Genomic DNA, 11,795 nt, shown 5'->3' with positions numbered 1-11,795 from the left:
GCGCAGGGTTTTCGCGATGCGCAACTGCATCAGCTGGCGGCGATGCTGCATGGGGATGCGCATCCTTTACCCTCCCCCAAAGTGGGAAAGTCGTAGCCCGGATGGAGCCAGCGGGTCGGCGTGCAGCGCCGTAACCGATGGCGCAATCCGGGAACGTGACGACCAGGTGAATATCAAGATTGCGCGGCACTTCGTCCGGGATACAATCTGCAGATGGTCCGGTATCGGCGCAATTTCGTCCCGGGAGGCATGTTCTTCTTCACCGTGACGCTAAATGATCGAAGATCATCGGCTCTGGTAGATCACGTGGCACTGTTACGCAGCATTTCGCGTGGCGCGCGGAGAGCGCCCTTTCGCCATTGATGCCATCGTCATTCTGCCCGATCACGTGCATGCGATTATGACATTGCCGCCGGGTGATTCCGATTATTCCGGGCGATGGCGGCGGATCAAGAGTGCCTTTACGCGCAGCGTCATGGCGGCAGGGGTGCCGGTCTCTCGCAACGACCGCTCGCTCCATCCAGGCTACAGGCCCGGAGTGTAGCGCTACTTCTTCGGCGGCGCGCTCGGCACCACGCCGAACAATTGCGCCTGCTCCGCGCGGGCCGCCTCGACGAGGCGGTTGGTGGCGGCCTCGATCACGGTCGCGATCCGCACGATGAATTCCTTGCGGCTGAGGCCCGCCGGCAGGGGATCGAGGAATTCGACCACCAGCGTGCCGGGATAGCGCATGAAGGTGCGGCGCGGCCAGAACAGGCCGGAATTCAGTGCCACCGGCAGGCAGGGCACGCCGCTGGAGGTGTAGATCTGTCCGACGCCGGTCATGTAATCCGGCGGCGCGCCTACCGGGGTGCGGGTGCCCTCGGGGAAGATGATCAGCTGCCGGCCGCTGCGAATTTCCTTCGGCGCGCGCCGCGCCATCTCCATCAGCGAGCGCAGCCCGCCGCTGCGGTCGACGCCGATCATTCCCGACTTCATCAGATACCAGCCGAAGAACGGTATCCAGGCGAGTTCGCGCTTGTAGATGAACAGCGGCGCGTCGAAATACGGCATCAGCGCGAAGGTTTCCCACATCGACTGGTGTTTCGAAGCGACAATCAACGGTCCCGCGGGGATCTTCTCAAGCCCGCGAACTTCCAGTCTTGTGTTGCAGACCACGCGCAACAGCCAGACGCTGCTGCGCGCCCAGGTCTTGGCGACCGACATGAAGGCGCGCCGCGGCATCAGAAATGTGGGAAGGGCGACCAGTATCCAGAACACCAGCAGCGCATAGAACAGCACGTTGTAGGCCAGCGAGCGCAAGAAGATCGAAACCATGGGATATCCAGATCAGTGGGCTTGAGCCGTCGCCGGTTTGCGTGCCGGCGGCGCTCCGGCCGGCGGGTCCGCGAGATCGGGCAGATCGAGACCGAGGTCGGCCAGCCGCACCCGCACCTCCGCGGCGATATACTTGACATATTCCGATAGCAGCAGCCGCAACGTCGCGCCACTGGTCCACCACGGCTCGTCCCGCCATGTATCGCCGACCACTGCGAAGGGAATCAGCTCGATATCCGGCATCGCATGCGACAATTCGACGATGGCGCGCGGCATATGGTAGTTCGATGTCACCACGATCAGCGACTTGAAACCCCGCGCATCCGCCCAACGCCGCGTCTCGGCCGCATTGCTGCGGGTATTGACGGCGGAGCGGTCGAGATCGACGCAGCAGCCCAACAGCTGGTGATTGTCGGGCAACGAACGGGAAATATCGCTCGCGGCGTTGGTGGGATGCACGCCTGAAATCAGGAGCCGCTTGCCGTAGCCGCCGGCCAGCAATCCCATCGCATCGGAAACGCGCGAGGAGCCGCCGGTGAGCACCACGATGCCGTCGGCGCTGCGCCCGGGCTTCACCTCGGCCCCGCGAAGCTGCGACAGGAAGGCGACGAAGCCGACGGCAGCGGTAACGAAGGCGATCGCCAGCGACGCCACGATCGTCGCGCGCAACCATCCCCTCGGCACGGCGGCCGGCGCATCGGGCGATCTATCGTCGGACTTCGAACTCATCTAGTGCCGATGTTTCCCTGTCCGTGCAAGTGTAGCGCAAATTTGATGTTGAAGGCTCGGCTCTTGTACTCCCCTCCTTCCGCGCACCGTTGCGCGTGGTGGGGGGAAGGAGCATTTCATTCCACCTCAATCGATGTCGTCGAGGGTGGCGAACAGCGTCCGCCGCGATGCCCAGGCGGTGATCGCGGCGATCAAGACCGCCTGCGCCGCCAGCGCCAGATAGCCCGACGGGCGCAGCGAAAACGTCCCCAGCAAGGCCGCGAACTGATCCCCGACCGGGGTGCCCGAAAACCAGCCCGCGATCGATTCGGAGAAGCCGAACAGCAGCATGGCGACGCCGCCGCCGATCACGCCGCCCTGCAGGCCGAGCCTGAGAAAGTGACGCAGGAAGCGGTTGGCGATGAAGCGATCCCCGGCGCCGACGAAATGCAGCACCTCGACGATCGGGCGGTTGGCCGCCATTGCGCCGCGGGTCGCGAACGATACCGAGATGATGGTCGCGGCGATCACCAGCGCGAGGATACCAATGCCGGCGAACACGGTGGCGCCGGTCATCGACCGCATCCGCTCGATCCAGGCGCGGTGATCGTCGACGCTGGCGGTCGGCGCCACCTGCATCACCCGACCGCGCAACGCCGCCAGATCGAGCCCGGTGCCCGGCGTAACCCGCGCGACGATGACGCGCGGCACCGGCAGGTCGTCAAACGACAATCCGGTGCCGAGCCACGGCTCCAGCAATCGGGCGGACTCCTCCCTGGTGAAGGGCTTGATCTCGACGATGCCGGACTGGGTCCGCATCGCCTCGGCGACCGCCGCCACGTCGCGTTCGAGATCGCGCCCGGCGACGGGCCGCACCTGGATGGTGATTTCGCTCGCGACCTCCGACTGCCACTCCGCCGCCGACGCGCTCACCAGCAGCACCGCGCCCGTGGTGATCGACGCCAGGAACGTCATGATGGCGACCACCGCGACCAGCGCGCGGCCGGCGATCGAGGCGCGCGGCACGATCGGCGACAGGTTGCGCGCGCGGGACGGCAGTTGCGGGCGCTCATGTCCGAGATCCACCAGGGGCCCGTGGTCGTCGCCGGTTCTACTCATGGCATTGCCTACTCATAGATATGCAACCGTCCCTGATGCAGCACCAGCCGCCGCGCATCGTACTGGTCCATCAGCGTCATGTCGTGGGTCGCGATGATGACCGCGGTGCCCGACTTGTTCAGCTCGATGAACAGCCGCAGCAGCCGCCGTCCCAGCGTCGGATCGACGTTGCCGGTCGGTTCGTCCGCCAGCAGCAGCTGCGGCCGCGAGATCACCGCGCGGGCGATCGCCGCGCGTTGCTTCTCGCCGCCGGACAATACCGGCGGCAGCGCATCCATCCGCTCGCCGAGTCCGACCCATTTCAGGAGATCGATGACCTCCTTGCGGTAGCTGGATTCGTCGCGGCCCATCACCCGGAACGGCAGCGCGACGTTTTCGTAGGTCGTCATGTGATCCAGCAGGCGGAAGTCCTGCAGCACGATGCCGATCCGCTTGCGCAGATCGGCGACCTGATCCTTGCCGAGCAGCGAGACGTCGTGGCCGAACAGGTTGACCAGGCCCCGCGTCGGCCGCAGCGACAGGAACAGCAGCCGCAGCAGCGAGGTCTTGCCGGCGCCGGACGGGCCGGTCAGGAACTGGAACGAATGGGCGGGGATCAGGAAATTGAGGTCGCGCAGAATCTCCGGGCCGAGCCCGTAACGCAATCCGACGTTTTCGAACCGGACCAAGCTCAGCTCCGTTCGATGGGGGGCGCGACCGGCAGGCCATGAGACCGGAAAGCCTCGAGACCGGACGCCCTGGGCCCGCAGGTGGCCGGCTTCGCTGGGTTGCGAACCGGACAAAACGGTTGTGCTTCGGTTATGGTTTCCGATTCGTTAACGCTCGCGTTGTAGCATCCGGCCAGCGTCATTGTGGAGATCCACTCCATGCATATCATCTGCCCTCATTGCTCCACGTCCTATGCCATTAATCCGGCTACTTTGGGCGCGGCCGGCCGTACCGTGCGCTGTTCCCGGTGCAAGGAAGTCTGGCTGGCAAGGCCGGAGGATGCGACCGAACTCGCGATGGCAGCCCCCGCGATGGCCGAAGCCTCCGCCCAGGCCGGGGCCGACGACACCGAAGCCGAATGGGCGGCGATGGCGCGCGAAGACGAGGGCGCGCAGACCCCCGTGGTCGACAGCCCCTCGATATCGGCCGACTGGCCCGGCGACGCCGCGCCGGACGATGCCAACTGGCCGTCGACGGCAGGGGACGACATGGCCCCGGAGGCCGTGCGTCCGCAGCCGCTCTCCTGGTTCCGCAAGCTGTTGGGGCGGCCGGCGGGCCAGGCCCGGGCGTCGCGCCGGAAATCCTTCGTCAGTCCCGCGATGGCGTGCGCCGCGATGGGCGCGCTGGTGCTGGCGCTGATGATCTGGCGGGTCGAGGTGGTGCGGCTGCTGCCGCAGACCGCCGACTTCTACCGCATGGTCGGCCTCGAGGTGAACCTGCGCGGACTGATGTTCAAGGACGTCAAGATCACTTCCGAAACGGTGGACGGCAAGCCGGTGCTGGTGATCGAGGGCGTGATCACCGGCGAGGCCAAGAAGACGGTCCAGCTGCCGCGGCTGCGCTTCAGCGTCCGCGACGCGCAGGGCGCGGAAATCTATGCCTGGAACGCCGTACTGGAGCAGCCCGTGCTGCGGCCGGGCGAACGCGCCTGGTTCAAGTCGCGGCTGGCCTCACCGCCGCCCGAGGGCCGCAACATCGATGTACGTTTCTTCCACAAGCGGGATATCGCCGGCGGCAATGTCTGAACCGGACGGACGGGGCCTGCCGGTTCCGGCGGGTTTCTTCCCGCCGGCATACGCTGCCCGCGCGAACACGCTATAGTCCCGCTGGAAGGATGAATGCCCGATGCCGCGCGTGCTGATCGCCGATGACGAAGAATCCATGCGTACGCTGGTGGCGCGGGCGATCGCCATGGACGGCCATGCCACCGTCACCGCCGAGGACGGCGCCGAAGCGCTTGATATCCTGACCCGCGAGAACGGCGCATTCGATCTGCTGCTCACCGACATCAAGATGCCCGTCATGGACGGCATCGCGCTGGCGCTGGCCGTGGCACGGGATTTTCCTGACCTGATGATCCTGCTGATGACCGGCTTTGCCGACCAGCGCGAACGCGCGCACGGCCTCAACGCCATCGTGCACGACGTGGTGACCAAACCGTTTTCGGTCGCCGATATCCGCACCGCGGTAGCCGATGCATTGGCGGCGAAGAAGGTATAGCGGAGGCAGCGCCGACGTCGCCGCGTTTCCGTTTCGTCATGCGATCGAGTTGATCGGCGGGCTCGTCCCCCCGCAAGCAAGCGGCAGAGGGGGAACACCCGAGTCGCCGCGGAAACTCAATAATCCTTCAGCAGCCGCTCGATGTAATCGAGTTCGATCTGCGGGCGCAGCGAGTCGCCAAGGCGGCGGCGAAGTTCCTCGAGAATCCGGCGCACCCGCTGCACGTCGATCTCGTCGGGGATCTTGACCGAAGGGTCGTCGGGGAATTCGCGCCCGCGCAGCGGGCGCCCCAGGGGATCGTTCTGGGCAGCGCCGCTCTGCTGCCGTCCCGGGCGCTGGCCCGGACCGTCGCCCTGTCCCTCGCCGTCGCCCGGCTGCATGGCCTCGGCGAGGCTCTGGGCACCCTTGCGCAGCGCCTCCAGCGCCTTGCCTTGCGAATCCACCGCGCCATCGGCATTGCCGTCACCGAGCCTGCCGGTGGCGTCGCCCATCGCGGAATCGGCGTCGCCAAGACCGTCCTCGCCCTCGCCGTCGCCCTCTTCGCCCTGCTGGCCTTGCTGACCCTGGCCCTGCTGACCCTTTTCACCCTTTTCGCCGCGCTGGCCCTGCCCCATGCCGCGCTTGGCGAGTTCCTGCTGCAATTTCCTGAGCCGGTCGCGCAGGCCCTGCTGGTCCTGCTGCAGCTCGCCCATGTTCTGGTCGCCCTGCTTGCCGCGCTGGCGATCGCGCCGCGAATCCTGGCCCTGTTTGAAGGTCTTGTCGCGCAACTGCTGCTGCTTGCGGATCATGTCGCCGAGTTCGTTAAGCGCCTCCTGCATGTCGCCGTCGCCGGACTGCCCGGGCTGCGCCATCTGCAGGTTTTCCAGCATCTGCTGCAATTGCTCCAGCAACTGCTTGGCCGCATCCTTGTCGCCGGAGCGGGACAGGCGCTCCATGCGGTCGATCATGTTCTTGAGGTCCTGCTGGCTCAGCACCTTGGTGTTGGGATCGAGCGGCCGCGCCAACTGCTGCGGATTGTTGCGCTGCTGCTGGGCGAGCTGGCGCATGAAGTTATCCAGCGCCGCGCGCAAATTTTCGGTGAGTTTCTTGATCTCCTCGTCGCTGGCGCCGCGCTCCAGCGCCTGCTTGAGCGCCTCCTGGGCGGCCCGCAAGGCCTTGTCGACGTCAGTGATATTGCCGTCCTCGATGGTGACGGCGAGCGCCCACAGCGCGGCCACGACCTCGCGCAGCGCGGGATCGGTGCGGGAAGCCTCCAGCTGCCGCGACACGCTGTAGAGACCGAGGTAGTGACCGGCTTCAGGCGTGAACAGATGCGGCGCGATCATCAGCGCATCGAGCGCCGCATAGACCTGCCCGATCTGGTTGGCGTCGAGCGCCAGAACGCGGCGCTGCTCGATCAGCGCCCGCGCCAGCGGCTTGGTGAACAGCCGCTCCGGAAGCCGCATGTCGAACGGTTCGCTCGTGCCTTCATTGCCGGCCTCGTCCTTTGCGGACAAGGTCAGGGTGACATCGGCGCCGGCATAGGGGTCTTCCGAGAGATCCTTGACGGTCTGCCCGACGCCGTTGCGGGTGCGGGCATTCGGCAGCGCCAGCGCAAACTGCGGCGCATCGAACAGCGGCCGCGGCGCCGCGCCGCCCCTGGCGGGATCGCCGGGACGGGCCGTGAAACGCGCCTGCGCTTCGGTGACGCCGTAATCGTCCTCGATCTTGTAGGACATCTGCAGCGAGCCGCGCGCCTGGCGCTCCGGATCCCTGGCGAGCGCAATGGTCGGCCCCCGATCGGCGGTGGCGCTGAACTTCCATTGCGGCTGCCCGGAGGGCGAGCGGACCTGCGCGGTGCCGTCGCCGGCGATGGTGAACTGCTTCTCGTTGGTGCCCTTGGGCGCCTGCTCCACCGCGACGGCCTCGGTGACCGCGCCCGATGTCACCACCTCGAGCGTGCCGCCGCTGGAGCGCACGATCAGAGTCGAGCCACCCGGAACCGGCAAGGGGCCGGCAGGTGCCGCGGCGTCCTTGTTCGCGGCCGACAGGATGATGGGGGGCTTGCCGGTGTACAGCGGCGGCGTCACCCAGGCATCGACCCGGATATTGGCGGGCGCCAGCACGCCGTTCCAGTCGAACGCCGCAGCGACGCGCATGTTTCGCTCGTCGCCCGCGGCCACATAGGTCGCGACCATCAACACGGCGACCAGCGCGCGCAGCGCCCAGGGATCGTGAATCGGCAGCCGCGGCGACGGCAAGCCGGCGCGAATCCGCTTGAGCGAAGCCAGCGTGCGCTCCCGCTGCGCCTGCCACAGCGCCAGCGCCACCGGATCCTGGGTCCCCAGCGTATCGGTCAGCGCGGTCGCCGGGCGATGCCGGATGCCGGTGCCGCGGTCGAGCCGGCTGAGCGCGGCTTCGCGGCTCGGCCAGCGGAATCTGACCAGCGGCCACAGCGCCGCAAGCGCCGCCAGCACGAACAGACCGATCCCGATGGCGCGCGCGATGAACGGCAGCGTCAGCCACAAACCGGCCCACGATACCACCAGAAACAGTCCGAAGAGGCTCAGCAGCCGCGCCAGATGCGGCCAGGCCAGCTCCCACGCGATCGCGTATTTCGCCCGCTGCAAGGCCTGACCAAGCTGCAGCCTGGCGGCGGCATCGGGGTCGCGCGAAGGCTCTGACGGGTCGGGAATGGCGCCGCTCAATCAACTCTCCAGGTTGGCCCGAACAGAATCCTAGCACAGCGGCGGCTGTGAGGCACCTGTTGCCGAGGGTAACCCCCACCCGGAAATACGCATAACACGAAGGCGTGACTGCACAGTCCTGACCCCGTAACGTCGACCGCGAACCGCCGGGGAACCCCGATGGCACCTCAAGAGACTTCAAGGAAACGCCATGGACCAGAAGACGCACGACAAGGGACTGGAAATTCGCAAGGCGGTGCTGGGGGAGGCCTATGTCGCCAATGCCCTGAAGAATGCCGACGATTTCAACAGGCCGTTCCAGGAGCTGGTCACCGAATATTGCTGGGGCGCGGTGTGGGGCCGCGAGGAACTGCCGCGCAAGACCCGCAGCATGCTCAATCTGTCGATGATCTCGATCCTGAACCGCCCGCACGAACTGCGGGCGCACATCAAGGGCGCGCTGACCAACGGCGTGACCCGGGACGAGATTCGCGAGATCTTCATGCAGGTGGCGATCTATGCCGGCGTGCCCGCAGGCGTCGACAGCTTTCGGATCGCGCGCGAAGTGTTTGCCGAAATCGACAAGGGCTGAGAAGCTGCACGCCACAACAAGGACTGCCGTCGCCGGGCGATCCAGTACGCTGCGGCTTCTCGGCACTATCGCTGGCGTCTCTGCAATACTGGGTCGCCCGGTCAAGCCGGGCGATGACAGCGGTGGTTGTTTCATGCATCCGGGTCGGCCCCATCGCCGGTACCGACCTCGCAATAAGTTTTAGACTCAAGGACGCAACATCATGGACATCGGATTCATCGGCCTGGGGAAAATGGGATACCCCATGGCGCGCCGCCTGATCGAGGCCGGGCATCAACTCACCGTGTTCGACCAGCGCCAGGAGGCGGTCAACCAGTTGGTCACGCTGGGCGCCAGCGCCGCGTCATCGCCGAAAGACGTCGCCGACCGCGCCGAGACCGTAATGGCGAGCCTGCCGTCGCTGCAGGCCTCGCTGGAGGTCGCGACCGGCTCAAGCGGCGTGATCGAAGGCAAATTGATAAAGCGCTTCATCGATCTGTCCACGGTCGGATCGCATATGGCGGTGCGGATTCACGACCTGCTGGCGAAGCAGAATATCGTGCAGCTCGACAGCCCCGTCAGCGGCGGCGTCGGCGGCGCCGAGAAGGGCACGCTTGCGGTCATGGTGTCGGGCCCGAGCGCCGACTTTGAGATCGTGAAGTCCGCGCTCGGCGTCATCGGCAAGGTGTTCTTCATCGGCGAGAAGCCCGGCTCGGCGCAGACCATGAAGCTCGCCAACAACCTCTTGTCGGCGACCGCCGTGGTCGCGACCTCGGAGGCGGTGGTGATGGGCGTCAAGTCCGGACTCGATCCGGCCGTGATGATCGACGTCATCAATGCCGGATCGGGCATGAACACCGCGAGCCGCGACAAGTTTCCGCGTGCGATCCTGCCGCGCAGCTTCGATTTCGGTTTTGCGACGGGACTGATGGTGAAGGACGTGCGGCTCTGCCTGGAAGAGATGAAGGCGCTGGGGCTGTCGATGGAAGTCGCCGAGGCGGTCGGCCGGCTCTGGGAAGTCGTGATCCGCGAGATGGGCCCGGAATCGGATTTCACCTCCGCGATCAAGCCCATCGAACAGGCGGCGGGCGTCGTGGTGGGCGGCGCGAAAGGTGGCCACGCGGCAATAAAATGAGGACCCGTTGCCCGGACGCTGCGGCTCTGCGGAGCAGCGTGAAGAACCCTGCACCGCGTCCGGTCATGCAAACTCACAGCCACGGCGCCGTCTTGTCCATCGCGATCAGTTGCTCGACCTCGACGCGCGGTCGCACCACCGCGTATTGATCGTCCTTGACCAGCACTTCCGGCACCAGCGCGCGGGTGTTGTAGAACCCGGACTGCACCGCGCCATAGGCGCCGGCGGTCATGATCGCCATGAGATCGCCGGGCTTCGGCTCGGGCAGGTTGCGGTCGAGCGCGAGATAGTCGCCGCTTTCGCAGACCGGGCCGACCACGTCGGCCAGGATCGTGGGGGCACCTGCCGCGGCCTCGCGGACCGGCAGGATGTCGTGATGCGCCTCATACAGGGTGGGACGGATCAGGTCGTTCATCGCGGCGTCGAGAATGACGAAATTCCTGGCGTCGCCATGCTTCACATAGATCACGCGCGCGACCAGGATGCCGGCATTGCCGACGATCATCCGGCCGGGCTCGAACATCAGCGTGCAGCCGAGATTATGGGTCACGCGCTTGACCATGGCGGCATAGGCCGAGGGCAGCGGCGGCGCCTCACGGTCCATGTGATAGGGAATGCCGAGCCCGCCGCCGAAATCGACATGCGAGATGGTGTGGCCGTCGGCGCGCAGCACCTGTACGAATTCGGCGAGTAGCCGGAAGGCGGTTTCCAGCGGGCCGAGATCCGTGACCTGGCTGCCGATATGCATGTCGACGCCGGTGACCTGGATGCCCGGCAGCCTGGCCGCGCGGGCATAGACCGCGCGGGCGCGGGCCAGCGGAATGCCGAACTTGTTCTCGGACTTGCCGGTAGAGATTTTGGCATGCGAGCCGGAATCGACGTCGGGATTGACCCGGACCGAGATTCGCGCGGTCCGGCCGGTCTCGGCGGCCAGCCGCGACAGCAGGTCCAGCTCCGGCTCGGACTCGACGTTGATGCAGAGAATGTCCTCGGCCAGCGCGGCGCGCAGCTCGGCTTCGGTCTTGCCGACGCCGGAGAACAGGATCTTGTGCGGCGGAATGCCGGCAGCCAGCGCCCGCTTCAATTCGCCGCCGGACACCACATCGGCGCCGGCGCCGAGCTTTGCCAGCGTGCGGAGCACCGACTGGTTGGAATTGGCCTTCATGGCGTAGCACACCAGCGTCCTCTCGCCGGCAAAGGCCTCGCTGAATACCCGGTAATGGCGCTCCAGCGTGGCGGTCGAATAGCAATAGAACGGCGTGCCGACCGCATCCGCCAGTTCGATGAGATTAACCGCCTCGGCGTGCAGCACGCCGTTGCGATAGTCGAAATGGTTCATGGCCGGCTCAGTCGAGAAGCGGATCGAGGACGAAGGATCTCTTGCGGCCTCGCGGCGCGGTGGCCGACGGATCGGTTGTTCCGGAGGACGGATTGAACGCGCCCTGCGCGGCCCGTTCGACCTCGACATCGGTATCGTCAGGCGATGCCGCGGACGATGCCTGCGACGCGGCATTCGGCGGCAGATCGAGCCCGCCCTTGCGGCCGCAGCCCCCGAGCGCCAGCACGGCCGCGCTCAAAACGATGATGGCCCATCCCGAAGATGTCGGGCTCAACTTGCGATTCACGACAAAATCCCCAATGCGGCGGCACCATACAAAGATTGCCCGGTTCTGGCGAGGGCTGGACGACCATGAAATTGCAGCTGTTTTTGCAGGCTCAGCCCAACTTTCGCTGCTTTTCCAGCCGCTTCAGCCACGCTTTGGCTTGCGCCAGCACATTTTTGGGAGCGGTTCCGCCATAGCTGGTGCGGCTCTTCACCGACGCTTCCACCGAAAGCACGGCCAGCGCCTCCTTCGTGATGGCAGGCTCGATCGACTGCATATCCTTCAAGGGGAGCTCGTGCAGCGGCACGCCCCTGTCCGACGCCGCTCCGACGATTCGCCCGGTGACATGATGGGCATCGCGGAACGGCATTTTCAGCGTCCGTACCAGCCAGTCGGCGAGGTCGGTGGCGGTGGCGTAGCCCTCGCCGGCAGCAGCCTTCATCCGCGCCTCGTCCGGGACGATATCC

The 11,795-nt window shown here is 66.3% G+C and carries 11 protein-coding genes and 2 pseudogenes; 5 read left to right on the top strand and 8 right to left on the bottom strand.

The features are described from left to right. Positions 1-213: 213 nt before the first annotated feature. Positions 214-511 (top strand): annotated as a pseudogene (locus Q8R73_RS00090) (transposase); the annotation flags it as partial. 35 nt (positions 512-546) lie between these two features. Here Q8R73_RS00090 and Q8R73_RS00085 read toward each other — a convergent pair. The 4 genes from Q8R73_RS00085 to ftsE form a co-directional block, all read right to left on the bottom strand. After that, positions 547-1,317: a 1-acyl-sn-glycerol-3-phosphate acyltransferase gene (locus Q8R73_RS00085; protein WP_305717513.1), complete on the bottom strand. Its 771-nt coding sequence runs from the start codon at positions 1,315-1,317 to the stop codon at positions 547-549. A gap of 12 nt (positions 1,318-1,329) precedes the next feature. Further along, complete coding sequence (locus Q8R73_RS00080) at positions 1,330-2,046, bottom strand: YdcF family protein (RefSeq protein ID WP_305717512.1); 717 nt, start codon at positions 2,044-2,046, stop codon at positions 1,330-1,332. Between the two features lie 126 nt (positions 2,047-2,172). Beyond that, positions 2,173-3,144 carry an ABC transporter permease gene (locus Q8R73_RS00075; protein ID WP_305717511.1) on the bottom strand — a complete coding sequence of 324 codons (972 nt, stop codon included), beginning with the start codon at positions 3,142-3,144 and terminating at the stop codon, positions 2,173-2,175. Between the two features lie 8 nt (positions 3,145-3,152). Next, positions 3,153-3,812, bottom strand: coding sequence for a cell division ATP-binding protein FtsE (ftsE, locus tag Q8R73_RS00070; RefSeq protein ID WP_305717510.1), 660 nt, complete (start codon positions 3,810-3,812; stop codon positions 3,153-3,155). Positions 3,813-4,010: 198 nt separating this feature from the next. Between ftsE and Q8R73_RS00065 the strand changes: the two genes are divergently transcribed. Next, entirely contained in the window at positions 4,011-4,877 is an 867-nt protein-coding gene (locus Q8R73_RS00065; protein ID WP_305717509.1) for an MJ0042-type zinc finger domain-containing protein, read from the top strand. 100 nt (positions 4,878-4,977) lie between these two features. Continuing rightward, on the top strand, positions 4,978-5,352 hold the full coding sequence (locus Q8R73_RS00060; RefSeq protein ID WP_305717508.1) for a response regulator: 375 nt from the start codon (positions 4,978-4,980) through the stop codon (positions 5,350-5,352). 116 nt (positions 5,353-5,468) lie between these two features. On the opposite strand, the gene Q8R73_RS00055 is transcribed toward Q8R73_RS00060, so the two are convergent. Then, a complete protein-coding gene (locus Q8R73_RS00055) occupies positions 5,469-8,039 on the bottom strand; it encodes a TIGR02302 family protein (protein WP_305717507.1) in 2,571 nt (856 codons plus the stop codon). A 190-nt stretch (positions 8,040-8,229) separates the two neighbouring features. On the opposite strand from Q8R73_RS00055, the gene Q8R73_RS00050 reads away from it, so the two are divergent. Beyond that, positions 8,230-8,610: a carboxymuconolactone decarboxylase family protein gene (locus Q8R73_RS00050; protein ID WP_305717506.1), complete on the top strand. Its 381-nt coding sequence runs from the start codon at positions 8,230-8,232 to the stop codon at positions 8,608-8,610. Positions 8,611-8,812: 202 nt separating this feature from the next. Further along, positions 8,813-9,724, top strand: a complete 912-nt coding sequence (locus tag Q8R73_RS00045) for an NAD(P)-dependent oxidoreductase (protein WP_305717505.1) — start codon at positions 8,813-8,815, stop codon at positions 9,722-9,724. 73 nt (positions 9,725-9,797) lie between these two features. On the opposite strand, the gene lysA is transcribed toward Q8R73_RS00045, so the two are convergent. The 3 genes and pseudogenes from lysA to Q8R73_RS00030 all read right to left on the bottom strand — a co-directional run. Continuing rightward, the gene (gene lysA / locus Q8R73_RS00040) at positions 9,798-11,063 is read right to left on the bottom strand and encodes a diaminopimelate decarboxylase (RefSeq protein WP_305717504.1); all 1,266 of its coding nucleotides are present in this window, start codon (positions 11,061-11,063) and stop codon (positions 9,798-9,800) included. A gap of 7 nt (positions 11,064-11,070) precedes the next feature. After that, positions 11,071-11,349, bottom strand: a complete 279-nt coding sequence (locus Q8R73_RS00035; RefSeq protein WP_305717503.1) for a lipoprotein — start codon at positions 11,347-11,349, stop codon at positions 11,071-11,073. A gap of 91 nt (positions 11,350-11,440) precedes the next feature. Beyond that, positions 11,441-11,795: pseudogene (locus Q8R73_RS00030) on the bottom strand (argininosuccinate lyase); the annotation flags it as partial.

This window comes from Bradyrhizobium sp. (assembly GCF_030697065.1).
GTDB lineage: Bacteria > Pseudomonadota > Alphaproteobacteria > Rhizobiales > Xanthobacteraceae > Bradyrhizobium.
Note: the sequence above shows the minus strand (reverse complement) of the source record. Positions and strands in the feature narration are given on the sequence as shown.